This is a genomic window from Methanopyrus kandleri AV19 (assembly GCF_000007185.1).
Lineage (GTDB): Archaea > JAADCQ01 > Methanopyri > Methanopyrales > Methanopyraceae > Methanopyrus > Methanopyrus kandleri.
Window position 1 is genome coordinate 327,759 of record NC_003551.1, and the last position, 15,332, is coordinate 343,090.

General features: G+C 59.7%; 18 protein-coding genes. 10 read left to right on the forward strand and 8 right to left on the reverse strand.

Annotated elements, in window-relative coordinates:
• The first annotated feature begins 97 nt into the window (after nucleotides 1-97).
• Nucleotides 98-667: a hypothetical protein gene (locus MK_RS01805; protein WP_011018706.1), complete on the forward strand. Its 570-nt coding sequence runs from the start codon at nucleotides 98-100 to the stop codon at nucleotides 665-667.
• On the opposite strand, the gene MK_RS01810 is transcribed toward MK_RS01805, so the two are convergent.
• The gene (locus MK_RS01810) at nucleotides 661-1,644 is read right to left on the reverse strand and encodes a DUF128 domain-containing protein (protein ID WP_011018707.1); all 984 of its coding nucleotides are present in this window, start codon (nucleotides 1,642-1,644) and stop codon (nucleotides 661-663) included. The two genes, MK_RS01805 and MK_RS01810, sit on opposite strands and share 7 nt — an antisense overlap.
• A gap of 52 nt (nucleotides 1,645-1,696) precedes the next feature.
• On the reverse strand, nucleotides 1,697-3,007 hold the full coding sequence (glnA, locus tag MK_RS01815; protein WP_148679907.1) for a type I glutamate--ammonia ligase: 1,311 nt from the start codon (nucleotides 3,005-3,007) through the stop codon (nucleotides 1,697-1,699).
• 180 nt (nucleotides 3,008-3,187) lie between these two features.
• On the opposite strand from glnA, the gene MK_RS01820 reads away from it, so the two are divergent.
• Nucleotides 3,188-4,357: a hypothetical protein gene (locus MK_RS01820; protein WP_011018709.1), complete on the forward strand. Its 1,170-nt coding sequence runs from the start codon at nucleotides 3,188-3,190 to the stop codon at nucleotides 4,355-4,357.
• 7 nt (nucleotides 4,358-4,364) lie between these two features.
• Here the strand turns inward: MK_RS01820 and MK_RS01825 are convergent, their stop codons facing one another.
• Nucleotides 4,365-5,333 (reverse strand): archaeosine biosynthesis radical SAM protein RaSEA, encoded by a 969-nt coding sequence (locus MK_RS01825; protein WP_158295881.1) that lies wholly within the window; start codon nucleotides 5,331-5,333, stop codon nucleotides 4,365-4,367.
• 138 nt (nucleotides 5,334-5,471) lie between these two features.
• Between MK_RS01825 and endA the strand changes: the two genes are divergently transcribed.
• From endA to MK_RS01855, 6 genes are all read left to right on the forward strand, one after another.
• Entirely contained in the window at nucleotides 5,472-5,981 is a 510-nt protein-coding gene (endA, locus tag MK_RS01830) for a tRNA-intron lyase (RefSeq protein ID WP_158295882.1), read from the forward strand.
• A 13-nt stretch (nucleotides 5,982-5,994) separates the two neighbouring features.
• Nucleotides 5,995-6,240 carry a sigma factor-like helix-turn-helix DNA-binding protein gene (locus MK_RS01835; protein ID WP_011018712.1) on the forward strand — a complete coding sequence of 82 codons (246 nt, stop codon included), beginning with the start codon at nucleotides 5,995-5,997 and terminating at the stop codon, nucleotides 6,238-6,240.
• 28 nt (nucleotides 6,241-6,268) lie between these two features.
• The gene (locus tag MK_RS01840) at nucleotides 6,269-7,393 is read left to right on the forward strand and encodes a tryptophan--tRNA ligase (RefSeq protein ID WP_011018713.1); all 1,125 of its coding nucleotides are present in this window, start codon (nucleotides 6,269-6,271) and stop codon (nucleotides 7,391-7,393) included.
• 1 nt (nucleotide 7,394) lies between these two features.
• Nucleotides 7,395-8,468, forward strand: coding sequence for an SAM-dependent methyltransferase (locus tag MK_RS01845; protein ID WP_011018714.1), 1,074 nt, complete (start codon nucleotides 7,395-7,397; stop codon nucleotides 8,466-8,468).
• A gap of 219 nt (nucleotides 8,469-8,687) precedes the next feature.
• Nucleotides 8,688-9,218: a hypothetical protein gene (locus MK_RS01850; protein WP_011018715.1), complete on the forward strand. Its 531-nt coding sequence runs from the start codon at nucleotides 8,688-8,690 to the stop codon at nucleotides 9,216-9,218.
• Nucleotides 9,196-10,176 (forward strand): hypothetical protein, encoded by a 981-nt coding sequence (locus MK_RS01855; protein ID WP_011018716.1) that lies wholly within the window; start codon nucleotides 9,196-9,198, stop codon nucleotides 10,174-10,176. The genes MK_RS01850 and MK_RS01855 overlap by 23 nt, the downstream gene beginning before the upstream one ends.
• 6 nt (nucleotides 10,177-10,182) lie before the next feature.
• Here the strand turns inward: MK_RS01855 and MK_RS01860 are convergent, their stop codons facing one another.
• From MK_RS01860 to MK_RS01870, 3 genes are read right to left on the reverse strand one after another with little or no spacing between them, the layout of a single operon-like run.
• Nucleotides 10,183-11,586 (reverse strand): P-loop domain-containing protein, encoded by a 1,404-nt coding sequence (locus MK_RS01860; RefSeq protein ID WP_011018717.1) that lies wholly within the window; start codon nucleotides 11,584-11,586, stop codon nucleotides 10,183-10,185.
• Between the two features lie 7 nt (nucleotides 11,587-11,593).
• Complete coding sequence (locus tag MK_RS01865) at nucleotides 11,594-12,172, reverse strand: hypothetical protein (RefSeq protein ID WP_011018718.1); 579 nt, start codon at nucleotides 12,170-12,172, stop codon at nucleotides 11,594-11,596.
• 13 nt (nucleotides 12,173-12,185) lie between these two features.
• The gene (locus MK_RS01870; protein WP_011018719.1) at nucleotides 12,186-12,914 is read right to left on the reverse strand and encodes a hypothetical protein; all 729 of its coding nucleotides are present in this window, start codon (nucleotides 12,912-12,914) and stop codon (nucleotides 12,186-12,188) included.
• A gap of 26 nt (nucleotides 12,915-12,940) precedes the next feature.
• Here MK_RS01870 and MK_RS01875 point away from each other — a divergent pair, with 26 nt between their 5' ends.
• Nucleotides 12,941-13,204 carry a DUF504 domain-containing protein gene (locus MK_RS01875; protein ID WP_148679474.1) on the forward strand — a complete coding sequence of 88 codons (264 nt, stop codon included), beginning with the start codon at nucleotides 12,941-12,943 and terminating at the stop codon, nucleotides 13,202-13,204.
• Here MK_RS01875 and mmp11 read toward each other — a convergent pair.
• On the reverse strand, nucleotides 13,164-14,120 hold the full coding sequence (mmp11, locus tag MK_RS01880; RefSeq protein WP_158295883.1) for a methanogenesis marker protein 11: 957 nt from the start codon (nucleotides 14,118-14,120) through the stop codon (nucleotides 13,164-13,166). The genes MK_RS01875 and mmp11 overlap by 41 nt on opposite strands.
• A 19-nt stretch (nucleotides 14,121-14,139) precedes the next feature.
• Between mmp11 and MK_RS01885 the strand changes: the two genes are divergently transcribed.
• Nucleotides 14,140-14,631 (forward strand): hypothetical protein, encoded by a 492-nt coding sequence (locus MK_RS01885; protein ID WP_011018722.1) that lies wholly within the window; start codon nucleotides 14,140-14,142, stop codon nucleotides 14,629-14,631.
• Here MK_RS01885 and MK_RS01890 read toward each other — a convergent pair.
• On the reverse strand, nucleotides 14,621-15,328 hold the full coding sequence (locus MK_RS01890; RefSeq protein WP_148679476.1) for a DUF2103 domain-containing protein: 708 nt from the start codon (nucleotides 15,326-15,328) through the stop codon (nucleotides 14,621-14,623). The two genes, MK_RS01885 and MK_RS01890, sit on opposite strands and share 11 nt — an antisense overlap.
• Nucleotides 15,329-15,332: the final 4 nt, after the last annotated feature.

Consider the following 15,332-nt stretch of genomic DNA (forward strand, 5'->3'; position numbering starts at 1 on the left):
CCGATGACCGGAGCGGGATGCTGATAAGGTGACTGAGATGACGATCGGGTTATGAGGGGAGGGCGCCGGGAGTCACGATGTGATCGGGGTGTTACCATTGTTCATACTGGTCACCTCAAACTTCCTGTCTTTCAACCGGTACACGGTCACGCGGGAGGAGCTGTTCGAGACTGGCTATAACCTCGTGACCAAGCTGTTGAAAGATCCGCCTAGGCCGTACCATACCGTCAAAATCAGGGTGAACGGGAAGAAGGGGAAGGTACTGACGCACGCCGGAGAACCCGTGCTCTTCGTTTTTGCCGGATACCCAGGCGTTTCTGAAGATGCTAAGGTGTTCGTGGAGATGAACGGTAAGGAGGAAGCTATCAAACCTGGATCCACGGTTAATTTGGACTGGGAGGACCCGAACGAGGTACTCTCAAACGTTACCGGGTTCTTCGCCGGGAGCAGGTACCACTACGAGCAGAGTGTGGTCCTAGCCGGAGCTAGCCTGACCCTATCCACTGTACTACCGGAAGATCTCATCGAAAGGCTGAAGGAGCTGGGACCTCCGAAGAAGCTGCCCGAAAGAGCGGGAGGAGAGGAGTTGAAAGTCCGGAGGATGACCTCCTCTGAGGGTATCTTGAGTTCCATCAGACGACTACTCTTGAGGTTCCGGCGTCAGTAACGACGGGCATCTTCTAGCGAGGAGTACTCCACTAAAGTGCGCGTGGGATACGTCCGGGTCGAGATACCGCGTTCTTCGAGGAGGGCCACCGGGACCAATCCACCGTACGCCACGATACCCAAGCTTCTGGGCGGGAGTGGGATTCCCAAGATTTCCCCTTCAACCTTGGGAACGTCCACGATCCCACGGATGTCGGCTTTCTCGAGCTCGCGTTCGACGTGTTCGACGTCCTCCAGCGCCGCCCACGGTACGTACCTGACGTTGGCGGGGACTAACCCGGTACCGGTTTCTAGAACGCGTTCGACCTGGGTCATCCCTTTGGCGACGAACACGTGGAGAGGATCCACCGTGGATCCTTCGTACTTTATGTACTCCTGCATGCCCAGAGGTTCGCCGTCCTCGAGGTAAAGCAGACCTCCGCAGACGGGTGTGACCGGGATACCCCGGTTGATCAGAACACCGTCAATGGTGACGGAACACACCGTGAGCACGGCGACCTCGTCCTCCCCCACCTCGACGTCGTGATCCGACAGATCCTCTTTAACCGCCACCAGCGGGCTGGGCGAGATGCCAGCACGGTACGTCTCGACTACTGCGTCGAGGAAGTCGTCGAGGTGTTCCCTCTTCACCACGGAGATGTTGCAAACTACCTTCCCTTTCATGACCTCGGGATCGAAGGAGCAACGGTACGCCATCTCCTCAATGAGAGAAATGTACATACCCACGCGTTCCGACGAGGTTTCCGTCTTCAGCATCGTGAGGCCCCATTCGGTGATCTCGGCCCCGACGACCCTGTCGTTCCTCCGAACCCTTCGGATCAGTCCCCTCTCCTCCATCTTCTGAAGGCGGTACCGTATGGAACGCGTGCTGTACTTCTCACCGAACCGTTCCTCGATGAGCTCGGCGATTCGACCGGAGCCCATGGGTCGGTCCGCCTCGGCGAGTATCTTGAGGATCATCACGTCCAGCCGGTTCATTTCGTTTCAACCCCTGTAACGATAAGGTGGGTAGGAAAAGAAGGTTCCGGGCTTAGTATACGATGAACTTCTTGATCTCCCACTTGGTGACGCGCTCCCGGTACTCGCTCCACTCCTCCCACTTCAGCTCCAGCCACTGCTCCACGATGTGGTCCGTGAACGCGCTCTGCACGACCTCGTCCTCCTTGAACGCCTCCAGGGCGTCGCGGAGGTTCTCCGGTAGGTGCTCGATGCCGAGTTCCTTCCGCTCCTCCTCGCTCATCTCGTAGAGGTTCTCGTTCACCGGGTCGCCCGGGTCGATCTTGTTCTCGATGCCGTCGACACCCGCGACGGCCATCGCGGCGAAGGCTAGGTACGGGTTGCATGCCGGGTCCGGCGAGCGGTACTCGATTCGCGTGGCCTTACCCCGCGCAGCCGGTACACGGATGAATGCGCTCCTGTTCTTCGGGCTCCACGCGATGTACACCGGAGCCTCGTAACCCGGCACGAGTCGCTTGTACGAGTTCACGAGCGGGTTGCAGACGGCACACAGCGCGTGGGCGTGCTCCATGATACCGCCGATGTAGTACAGGGCGGTGTCAGACAAGTAATACTGGTCCTCGGCATCCGGGTCGTAGAACAGGTTCTCCTTACCTTCGGGATCCCACAGCGACTGGTGCACGTGCATTCCGTTGCCGTTCTCGCCGTAGATCGGCTTCGGCATGAACGTCGCGATCAGACCGTGCTTCCTGGCGATGGCCTTCACGATCTGCTTGAACGAGATGACGTTGTCGGCCGTGGTCACGGCGTCCGCGAACTTGAAGTCGATCTCGTGCTGACCCGGACCGACCTCGTGATGGCTCATCTCGACCTCGAGACCGAATTCCTCCATCGCGAAGATGATCTCACGCCGGATGTCCTCGGCGCGGTCCAGCGGGTAGAAGTCAAAGTAGCCACCCTCGTCGTGGGCCTCCACTTCACCCGTCTCCGGGTCCTGCTTGAGCAGGTAGAACTCACACTCGGGACCGCAGTACATCATGTAGCCCTTCTCGGCGAGCTCGTTCATCACGCGCTTCAGGTTGAGTCTCGGGCAGCCCTCGAACGGCTTGCCCTCCGGCCAGTAAACGTCGCAAATTATCCTCGCGACCTTACCCTCCCTCGGCCTCCACGGCAGCACGGCGAAGGTGTCCGGGTCGGGCATCGCGATCATGTCCGACTCCTCGATGTCGACGAAGCCATCGATGGACGAACCGTCGAAGAGGACACCCTCGACCAGCGCGTCCTCGAGGCGCTCCGCGGGGATCGCGAAGTTCTTAACGAACCCGTGGATGTCGACGAACTGAAGCCTGACGAACTTGACGTCCTTACTCTCAACCTGTTCCATCACTTTCTCGACCTTCTCCTCGTTCTCCTTCTGACGCTTCTTGAAATCGACCGTGTATACCTCGTCGGCCAAAGGCGACACCCCCGGAATGGATTTTCCGGCAATCCTGAGCTGGTGGCGGCCCCGCCCAGGGACTTTATAGACGTTTTGCAACCTCCGAGGCATTCGAGGGGGGTGAACATGTTCCCTAGAACCCTGATACCCTTAATCTCCGCCATTCTACTCGCTACGCCCGCCTGTGCTACCGATGTCGGGGTATTCGCGTGGGGAAGCACGATAAGGTCCGAAGGCGTCCAAAAGTTCACGGACGATATCCTCAGCACGGGCTACACCGAGGTGGCCGTATTAATCCGGGGGGTCAGCACCCCGACGCGCGTCGACACGCTCTCGGCAGTGTACTCCCAGATCAAAGCGAGGAACCCGAACGTCAAGGTATACGCCTGGATCGTGGGGTTCGAACGTAAGGACGGCTGGGACAAGCCATGGGATCCGGAGGTACGTAGGGAAATCCTTGACGCCGTGCGGTCGGCGTTACCGTACTGCGACGGGATAATACTGGACGATTCCTTCCGGTACCCGACGAGCAACCCCGTCAAGCGCGAGAAAGCCATGCAGGCCATCACCGACCTCGTACGTGAGATCTCAGAACTCGCGCACTCCCACGGTAAGGCGGTGTACTTCTGCCTACTACCGGAGAAGCCGGAGCCGTACTCCATCGACCGAGACGCGATCGCGACCTACGTGGACAAGTTCATCGTCGAGGCTTACACCGAGGAGTACGGAAGGGACGACGAGTGGCCCGTCAGGGTGTACAACCTGTACGAACGGCTCTATCCGGGTAAGGTGGCGATAGCGCTCCACGAGCTGAACGAGAGTCGTCTGGCGCATCAGCTAACGCTGCTGAAGGAGGCCGGCTGTCCGGACATATGGCTCTTCAGGTACGGAGAGGTCAAGAAGATGGGGCTCGTACGTGACGTCATAAGGTCCATCACGGGGTCCGCGAGCGGTACGTCCTTACAGTGGAGTCCGGTGGAAGGCGGACAGTTCGACCTAGCGGGCCTGCTGCTGACTGGACTGGTGCTCGGGACGTTCGGAGGACTAGTACTGGCCATCGTCAATCCGGAGCTGTTGAACTCGCTGGGACAAGCGGCGATCGGAATCGCAGAGACCGCCCAAGAATTGCTCCAGGGGGCGTTCGAAGCCGTCTCGGGAGCACTTTCGGGGATACAGGAAAAAGTATTAGGAGCGTCGGCGGAGGGGGACCTGGGTCCCATCATCGGAATACTCGCGCGAGTGGCGCTGGTGTTCGTATGGGGATGGTTACTGGCGACACTGCTCAGCATCATCTGAAACGTGCTTAACAGACGATATGCGTGCGCCAAACCGCGAGACATGAGCACTTGAGACCCTCAAGCCTGCCGATATCCTGCGTACGAGTGAACTCCCGGAGGGCCCGGGCGACACGCCGGGAACATCTCGGACAGTTGGACGGACCTCGAGGAGTTCCGGCCCCGCTCGTATCCACCAGCAGATCGACCCTATCACCTAAGGTCCCTTTCACCTTCCTAGCGACCTCCACGCAGGTCCACAACCAGGGCGGTCTGTAAAGCCCGACACGCCAAGCTTTCTCCAGCACGGTCTCCCTATGGACCGTGGTGGGGCATATCGAAATCCTAGTGCAGCCGGCTAGGTGGGCATCGACGCAGGACATATACGCGTCCCTGATGGCCTCCGCCTCGGAGAGGAAGGGGAGCTTCAGCATCACGTACGCCTTGGGGATCCCTCCGTACTCCCTTACCTTCTTCACGGCCTTGGCGAATTCACGGAAGGAAAAGCCCTTGTTCATGGACGCGCGCAGCTCGTCGTCACTGGTTTCCAACCCGATTCCCACCTCGAAGGACTTCCCGTCCAAGACCTCCGTGATCAACTCCAACCGCTCGTCCGTGATGAACTCGGGGCGAGATTCGAAAGATACCTCCGTCACCAGCTCGTTCTCGGCGAGCCGACCTAGTATCTCCCGAACGGCTTCGTCGGGCACTTCCTCAGGGTCTAAGAAGCTACCCGACGTGAACAGTTTGACTCCATGCGGTGAGTCCGGCCGGTGTCGGGAATAAGCTCGCTCGAACTGGCGTATCAGGAGCTCCGGCGGCACCCTCGTACCCGCGCCCTCGAGCGGGTAGGAGCAGAACACGCATCCTCCGGTCTCGTGGAACCATCGGCAGCCCCGAGTGGACAGCACGATCACTACACTACGATCCGCTCCCGTGACTCGGTCGGGTTGCTTCCACGCCGCCACGTACCGGTCGGGCCGTCCTCGGAACCGCACGGTAAACACCCGGACCGAGTCAGTGCCGGGCTCAATCTTCATCCACAGGATCCGCGACGCAGGCCTTTCATCACGCCCCCGGTAGCCCGAACGATCCATCCTAGTTGAATGTTGTGCGCCGGGAACGGGGGTAAGGAATTGCCACGTGCTAAGGTCTTCGAAGGAGGTAGCTTAGTCTCCAAGGATTACGAGGACCTGAAGCGTCGGTACTTCGGAACGGAGCACGGTAACGTGCTTTTCCTGGATCCTTTCGAAACTGTGTACCTGACGGAGAAGGGTGAGATCGACCCGGAGACGCCGGAAGGCGAACCCATGAGTGTGGAAGAACTGCTTTCTTTCTTCGAGCGAAGAAGGCCGGGGTTTCGGGCAGGATACGTCGTTTATCGGGATCTCACCGAGCGGGGATACGTGGTGAAGTCCGGGTTTAAGTACGGAGGTAGGTTCCGGGTGTACGAGGAGGACCCGGACCGGGAACACTCTAAATACGTGGTGAGAGTGGTCGAGCCGGACACGGAACTGTCTACCCGTGACGTACTGCGGGCCACACGTTTGGCACATTCCGTCCGGAAAGACTTCGTCCTAGCCGTCGTTGAGGACGTCGAAGAACCACGCATCGAGTACGTGATGTGGCGGTGGAAGAGGCTGTAAGGGGGACACTCCCATGGCCGAGCAGAAGCCGTACTACGGAGCCTGGCCGTGTCACCCACGAGATCTAGTCGAGGAGGGAGTGACCACCAGCGCCCGGCGGGCGAGAATAGTCCTCAGGAAGTACGTCCTGGGACAGAGTGAGGAGGAAATAGCCGAGGAAGAGGACATCTCACTGAAGTCCGTGAAGTACCACCTAGAGAAGGCCGAGGAGGAAGGCCTCATCGATTACGTGAAGGAGAAGTTCGTGGAGAGCGAGTGAGCGGGTGTGAACTCCTATACCCGAAACCCTGATCGATCCCTGGGACGTAGAAGAAGTCGATTACGAACGCCTTACCGAGGAGTTCGGCATTCGACCGATCGACGAGAAAGTCCGAGAGTTACTACCACGGCGTTTCCCACTGCTAGACCGTGGCATAGTCTTCGGGCACCGCGATTACGACTCCTTCCTCAAAGATTACAACGACGGCAAACTCGTCAGCGTCCTCAGCGGAATGATGCCCAGCGGCCGAATGCACCTCGGCCACAAGACGGTCGTCGATCAACTAGTGTTTTACCAGCAGGAGATGGACGTCAAGGTGTACGTTCCCATCGCCGACCTGGAGGCACACCATGCCCGGAACATGGACCTAGATCGGGCACACAGGATCGCCGTCGAAGAGTACGTCCTCAACTACGCCGCGTTGGGTCTCGACCTGGACCCGGATCGATGTGAGATCTACCTCCAATCCGAGAGGAAGACGGTCCAGCGGATGGCACTGTTGCTAGCGGGCCGACTCACGTGGAACACCGTGAAAAACACGTACGGGTTCACCGGCGAGACCAACATGGGCCACGCTTTCGCGCCGATCGTCCAAGCCGCCGATATACTACACCCACAGGAGATCGAGGGACCACACCGGGTTCTCGTACCCGTAGGCGTCGATCAGGACCCTCACCTCCGGTTGACTCGGGATATAGCGGAAAAGGAGGATCTGATCAAGCCGGCCAGCACGTACCACAGGTTCATGACCGGACTGACGGGAGGCAAAATGTCCAGTAGTAAACCCAACACCGCGATATTCCTCACCGACGATCCCGAGACGGCGAAAGAAAAGGTGTGGAACGCGAAGACCGGTGGAGGAGCGACGCTCGAGGAACATCGCGAGCACGGTGGCAACCCCGACGAGTGCGTGGTGTACGAACTCATGGTGTACCATCTGGCCGACCGTATCGGAGGGGACGAAAAGCTACGGGAGATCCGGAAGAAGTGTCGGGAAGGGGACATCATCTGCGGTGAGTGCAAACGGATGGTAGGAGAGGCGCTAGCGGAGATACTGGAAGAACTGGAGCGTCGCCGTGAAGACGTTCGAGACGAGCTCCCGGACCTACTATCACAGCACCCGGACGCGCCCGAAGTACCGGAGGACTGGTAGGATGATTCCACCGTTCCAAGCTTTAGTAACGTGTCCCGCCGGGTTCGAATTCCGTTGTGTCGAAGAGCTCGAGGATATACTCAAAGAGCAGGACCCGTACGCGGAGGCGGAACCTACGTACTTCAAAGGCGTCGTAGTGGTGCGATCGGATCTAGAACCGGAAGAGATCGTCGAAATGATGAAAGATGCGGACACGGATTGGGTAGCTAAGATCGTCCCCATCCACCGAACCGTACGCGCCGACCTGGACGTGATGAAACGCACGGCCACGATCCTAGCGCGACGGAAGCTGGACGAAAACACGTCGTTCGCAGTACGATGCCGAAAGCGGGGCCAACCACCGTTCGGACAGCGAGAGGTCGAGGTGGAGGTAGGTGCGGCGGTACAGGAGGCGACCGGCGCCCCCGTGGACTTGGAGAATCCCGACTACTACGTCTGGATCGAGGTACTACAGGATACCGCCGGGATCTCAGTGGTCCCTCCGGATCTCATCGTCAGCAAAGAAGTCAAGCGAGTACGCAAATGGAGTCCCGGGATGAGACCTATCTCCAGAGCTCAGCTCAAACTCAGGGAGCTACTGAAGCGCCATCCGTACATCGTACGGGAAGGTTCCGACGTGATCGACCTCGGGGCCGCACCGGGTGGTTGGAGCTACGAACTGGCGAGAAGAGTAGAGCCAGGGACAGTATACGCCGTAGATCCGGGGGACTTACACCCGAAGGTTCTCAAGCTCGACAACGTCGTACACCTCAAGAAAAGGGCCGAAGAGCTAACCGAGGACGACATCGAGGGTCGTATCAGGTTGGTCACGAGCGATCTCAACAGGATCCACACCGAAGCCACGGAGGTCACTCTCAGCGTCGCGGACGAATTCCTCGAGCCTGGGGGATTCATAGTACAGACGGTGAAGCTGGCCGTTGACCCGTCTACCGGGGAATACGCCGCGCCGGACGTGGAGACGGCGGTCTCAGAAGTCGAACTCGAATATGAGCGCCGCGGGTACGAGATACTGGCTATCGAGCGCTTGAAACGGAATACACCCAACGAGCGGACTCTAGTAGCTCGGAAGGTGTGATCAGCGTTCCGGCCGCTGTTTCGAAGGATCTCACGGCGTGACAGCTCCGTAGCGACAGCCTCGAGAAGTTGGGCCCGCGAGGCCTGACTCCCGCTCGACCCGAGCGTCATCGTCCTGTACTCTCCTATCTGCCCTTAATTCCTAGTTATCCGGTCGGCGTCGTGAGTCGGGGACTGATCGGATTCGACTCCGCTTGAAGTCGCCGGTGACACGGGGGTCATGCGCCTGCTGAAAGCCGGTGACAGGATCCAAGGGCCTGGATGGGAGGGAAAGGTCACGGCAGTGTTGGACGTGGACGGATGTCGGGTAGTGATCACGAGCTCGAACCCCGAGAACGTGCCGAAGCGCGTCCGAGGTGGCGGAACCGTCTGTGAGCTCGCGTTCCATGACCCCGTCGGTGGGTTCGCGGCATACTGGGTGGAACCGGATCACTCGGAGGCAACCGATGTAGGATCACCGGAAGAGGGAACGTGTGCCGTTCATATCGGGAACAGGTGGATACTAGCCGAGGTGTTGGAGGTAGGTCGACGAGAATTGAGCATCAGAATCCCGAACGTGGCGATCCCCGGACCTGGCGACGCAGGCGCCCCGGTAGCGCAAAACGAGCGGGTAGTGGGCATGCTCTACATGTACTTCCTGGAGGACGATTGCGTGGGTCGCGCTGTCCGGATGGACGTGATCGAAGAGCGAACCGAGCGAGCTCTGAAGCGCCTGAGGGGGCGTCAACGTGCCCGTAGTATTCGACCTTGAAGGCCCGCTGTCCCCGATGGACCACGCTTACGAGGTCATGGCGCGCTGCGTTCCCAACGGTCGGGAGATCTTCGAGGTCATCAGTTTCTACGACGATGTGGTGTACTTCGAGGAGCAGCGGGAGGGATACGAGCCGGGGACCACGTTGGCACTCATCGTCCCGTTCCTAGTGGTTCACGGCGTCACTGAAGACGACCTTCGAAGGGTTTCGGAAGATGCTACACTCACCCCCGGTGCTCGGGAGACGATGAGGGAACTCGATGCGACCCCGTTCGTAGCTTCCACGAGTTACGAGCAGCATGCCATGCGTATCGCCGGCCTCGTCGGCATCCCACGCGGACACGTGTACTGCACGGAGATGCCGCTAGATGACGCTCCGGAACCCTCAGAAGAGGAGCGGCGGCTCGTGCTCGAAATGGAGCGGGAAATACTGAGGAAGTTCTACCCGCCGAGCGATGCCGACAAAGAGGAGCTCGTCGAGAGTGTCGACGACTTCTTCGGGAGGCTCTCCGAGACCGAGCTCGGGGAGTTCTGCTCTAAAATAGAGGTAGTAGGCGGATCTCGGAAGGCGAGGGTCGTAGAAGAGGTCGTGGACTTAGAGGATGCCGATGTTTCCGAGATCGCGTGCGTGGGTGACAGCATAACGGACGTGGACATGTTGAAGTTCGTGAGGAAACGGGGCGGACTGGCGGTAGCTTTCAACGGGAACGAGTACTGCATACCCGAAGCGGACGTTGCCGTCGCGGCACCGTCGCTGTCCGCCGTATTGCCCATCCTCGAGACGTTCTTCGAGGAAGGGAAGGACGAAGCCATGGAACTTGCGGAGGAGTTCGAACCGGAAGGGGAAGCGCGAGTACTGAACGTGAACCGGGCACGACAGCGCGAGCTTGAAGAGTTCATTAGGTACTCCGAGGCGATGAGAGAACGCGTACGCGGCGAAGCCGGCAAGCTCGGGTGATTCCTTTCAGCCACCCTCGGGACCTTCGGCGTCCGAGCGGTACCTTCGGGCCCGCTCCAAGTAATACCGGGCCAATCGTGCGCGGAACTCCCTCAAGTTCAACGGCTTAGGCCGATGATCTTCCATTACGATCGCCCTGTCGGCAGCGGCGGTGAAGTCGTCGAGAACGCCTGTAGCCGCGACTATCGTGACGCCCCGGGATGTGATCTCGTCACGCACCTCCACGAGAGTGCGGATACCTTCGAGTTCTTTGGTAAGTACTCCCGGCACCAGTAGGTTCACGGCGGCCTTGTCCTCGTCGATGAAGAGTATCTTGGCTCCTTCCTCCAGGGCCCGCTGGATCTCCGCGGCCATCTTCATCGAACCGCTGGCGAGGCCACGGACGTTTTCAGGTGTCCCCTCGTATCCGGGCGGTAATTCCCGGAAAAACAGACTCACGTCCTCACCGTTCATCCTCTTGATGCCCGCCTCAGCCTTGGCGGTGCGCCGAACCGTGATCACGTACTCACGACCGTCTCCTGGTGCATGATCGTCTTGACCCGCCTCCACGGCGTTGACCAGGGTAGTCTTGCCCTGTGCGTTGGCTCCGGCGATGGCGAACAGTTCTCCCTCGTAAATCGGTAGGAAGCGCTTTCGCTCACCGGTTCGGGGGAGCTCGATTTCCAGCGGGACTAGGTCCGCATCGGGGTCCTCAGGAACCTCGAACGGGATGTGAGGTTCGGGCTTGGGACCGGCTATGCGGTGATGTCGACGGACGTCCGTCAACCTGCGAGCGGGTCGCGCCCCGTCTCCTATCAAGGCCACTACTCGCTTCCCTCGATGTTCGATCTCACCTCTCTCCAGCCGCTCCCGAAGCTCTCGCTGATCGAGAACCACGTCACACGTTCGGAGGATTTCCTTCCGGGGAATCTCCCGTACGACTTCTCGAAGCGCGTCCAGTGCTGCGTACACACCGTCCAGAACACGTTCCTCCGACCAATCGGGCGGGAACAACATCCGCACCGTTAACAGGACTTCCCGTGACCGGCGCAGAACACGGTTAGACTTCCCCGGCATCCAAAGGGGAGGAGTGCGAAAGCCGTGGAGTCGGACGACCGTGCAGGGCTCGGTGAGTTTCCGGACCTTTTTATGATCCAGGAGCTTCCCGGACAACGGGTAGAGGTCCGGTTCCTCGCGCGACCGTCGTTTGATCTCCTCGATGATGGGGTGAGCCGCCGCGTCTCCGGCACCTTTCGGCACTTTCTTGAAATCACGTCGAGACACCCTAACGGGCAGTACTACGCGCACGGCGTCCGATCCGCGGACCGCATACCACCGGCGTCCCCTGGACCTGTCGGTCATCCGCTTAGGACACCATCGCACATCCGTCGGCAACTGCAACGTCCGGATTTTCTCCTCGAGTCCCCTCATAAACGGGTCATCCCATGAACAACAGCGTCTTACTCTCCAGCTCCGCTTTCCCTCGGCTGAACAGCTTCATACCCTCGCGCATCATGCGATAGGCCGCATTAACGTGGCGGAACGCCTCTCCGACATCCCCTTCGTCGGCCGCCTGGACACCCAGCTTGAACTCCTTTAGAGCCATCCTGTAGTGACTAACGCCCTCGTGCATCAGCTTCAGTGACTCTTTTATCTCGGGATCGGCCGTCGCTCCGATCATGTCAAGGGTCCTATCGAGGTGATCGACGGCTGCGTCTATCGCATCGACGGCCCTGGCGTAATGGACGTACGCTCCGTGAAGGTCTTCCAGTATTCTGGGGGCGTTAACGGAGAGGGCTAAGGGTCCGGCACTCCTAGCCGCGTTGACGGTGGCAGATACCTCCTCCATTAGCTCGTCACCTTTCTTCTTCTCCTCTAAGGCCTTGTGTGCTAGCTCCGTAGCTGCGTTCAGCTCCCTCCATGCTTCCGGTAAGTCCGCAAGCACGTCCCACTGGACCGAAGCCGCGAGCAACGCCAGGCATAAGACGGACGCCGCCGCGTAGATCCTCGCGTTCACGTCGGATCCCCCTCTAAATCGAGACCAGGAGGGCTCCGACCAATCCTCCTATCACAGTCGCCCACAGCGCCGCCGGTCCGGAATGAATCCACCCGCACACGATCTCCGCGACGAGAGCGCTCAAAGATCCCAAAATGAACCCTGCCACGGGCACCGATACATCACCGAGTGCTGAGCGCGTAACCTTCAGGAGCGTCGGTTCGGGAGTACTTTCCCCACCGCGCGGCTCCCTGAACCTCAGCTTGAAAACCACGTAGTCGAGGACGTCGGACTCCTTGGTCGGATCCCGAAGCACGGCCACGAGGTAGTACTCATCACCTATGCTCAGCGGGTTAGGTCCTTCTCCGACCTTGACCTCGAGATCGGCGCGGAGGATGCTGTTAGGCTCGGGATGATCGATCTCGACCCCTTTCTCAGGGAGCTTCAGGTCGTACTTGGGCGGCACCATCAACCACGACGGGAAATAGAGCTCCACAGCGAGCCGCTCCGGGGGATGCGGACCGGTATTGAACTCCACCGTCACGGTGAACTCACCTTTCGTCGGGACCTCGGGGACGTGCTTCAGACCCAGGGTCTCGAGCCGTTTCGTGTCGATACCTTGACCGAAGCAGGTGGCCTCGTGCCCCTCGATGTAAACGTTGAGAATGTGCGGCCGGTCCTCGTCGACGGGGTCTAAGCGTTCGGCGGCTGCGACGGCCATCAGGGTCGTGGAAAGTACGAGCAACGTTAACGTCCGATACATGATGGCTCCCCCGGGGAGTGGGTAACGTGTCGCGCAAAACGGAACTTGAAGAAATTTTTAGCCGCATGTTGCATGATCCGAACGACGACCCCTCGGAGTACGTGATCTACGTCATCGATCGTGGATCCTCGAGTGGGCTCCGTCGGATCTGGGGGGACGAGATCCAGGACGTTAAAAGGGGTTTCTTAGTACTGTGGAACGCGGAGATTCCAGTACATCGGGTAATCCGGGTAGAGCGCGGTGGTAGGGTCATCTGGGAACGCGGGCGGCGAGCCCGTGGTCGTCGATAAAGGGCAGAGCCGCCACGGCCCCTATCCGCCCGCGCTCTCCGTCCCCGATCGAGACGACCTCGATCTCGCATATCTCCACCACTTCATCGACCTCCTCCCGGCTAACGATCCGACGTTTGGCGGCGTTCCCGAGGTCTCTCAGTTCCCTCGGAAACTCTAGCCTGTCCCAGAACGCCGCACAGGTGTGATCGGAAAAGGACACTTCCTTCAGCATCCTCAGGAACTCCCTCTTGACCCTCTCTACGCGCTTCGTCGGCACTCCGAGCTCCACGACCACCGCCGCACAGTTTCGAGTTCGGTGGGGTGTCTTAGGGTACAACTGCACTGTGACGTGTCGGGAATAGAAGACCCCCGCTTCGTCCTCCAAGCGGCGGCAGATCACGTCAACTGCCGACCAAGTGGCGCCTTCCTCCTCGGTATCCGTGTCATCGACTCCGATCACCAGACGTCGTAGCTCCGGCGTTACCACCGTCGCCCGACCTAGGCGGGATCCTCCTCCCTCCTCGTGAATCTCGACCCGGGAAACACCCTCGGCGCATCCCCGAGATAGAGCGGCGCCGACACCAGCTCCGGCGAGCCCCGCGTGAGTCACCCGGACCTCGCCGTCTCGTACCTCTACACTCTCCACACCCGCGGCCCGTACACTCGGTTCCAAGTCCAGCGAGGCTTCCCCGACCCTCAACAAGAAAAAGTGGCGTTTGCCCTCCCTCCAGGCCTTCTCTACGAGTGGGCTGGTAGCTTCGTAGTTCCTGACAACCCACTCGGCGCCGACGGGTGTTGGATGGTCCTCGATCAAGAGCACGCGTTCCCTGTCCTCGTCGGTGAGCGTGGCGATCCTCTCGTACATGGTCACCCAACCTTTCTCCGAACACTTACGACGGACCTCCTCTGGACTTAGCGACACCAACGTGATCACCCACCGAGGGGATCGTGAGTTGGCCGAGACCATCGTGCGGAAGTTCGACCCGAACAAGTGGGTGTTAGTGCCCACCAGACACGCCTTAGAACGGCTCAGGAAGAGGGAACTGTCGCCGTCAGCCGACGTCCCCGAAGCCGTCCACGCACTCAGGAGGTTAGCCTCGACCACTAAGGTACTGATAAAAAACGATGTATGGGTAGCGGTGGGGACCGAAAGGACACTAGTACTTTCCGAAATGAGAACTATGTCGCTAGAGAAGTACCAGGACGAGCTGAAGCGTCATCTGAGCAGATTACACCCCACCTACACCGTATACGTGATCACGGCGGAAGGATGTCGCCCGACCTCGGCAGGCCAGCTGGATGTCGACGATCTGGCGACCGAGTTCGAGTACGCCCGATTCTCGGGAGAAGCGCGTACGTTGGTGCTCGCCCGAGAGGGCGAGAAGGCGTTAGCAGTCGTTACGGTGCGTCCACCGCGAAAGAAGGAGAGAAAGCTCATCGAATGACCCGCTCGAGCAGCTCGGCCACGAGCTTACCTTCTCGCTCGTCCCGGGCGGTGGTCACCACGAAAATCTCCTGGGTAGCCGCCCCTTCGGAGAGGAGCAGCTTCACGTTACCACTGTCATCGACCCGCGACACCTTCAGTCGAACTCCTCCACCTCCCCGCGATCCCTTGGCCCCTATACGACCCGGGATCACCCTCTTGACGTAGGGCACGGAAGCCACCTTGAGTACGAGTTCCCTCCCCCGCCGACCACCGATGATCGTCGAGTGACTACCGCCTAACTTACGCTCCGGGGGTTCTTCGACGCGGTCCAGCCGCCGGTCGGCCCGAAGCTCGGCCTGCAGGGACCTTACGACGTCGTCGAAATCGTCCCTCACCGTGCGGACAGTCACTCCGGATATTCGCTCTACGACGTCAACTATCCACGGTGGGGTGCGGACAGCCGTCGCGGCGCGTGGTGCGGCTGAGTGGAGAAGCTCCCCTAGCCTCTCCACAAGGTTGCGAAGCATGATCCCGTCCGGATCTCCTTGAAACGACTGGTGGATTGTGTGAACGTCGCTCTCGTTGACGAACGCTACGACGTACCTGACATCCTCCGGGTAGACTTGAAATGCGGCGACTTCGAAGGACGGCTCCCCGCAACGGGGACATTTAAGAGGTAATTCGACGGAATATCCACAACGCCGACACCTCGGCACGTTA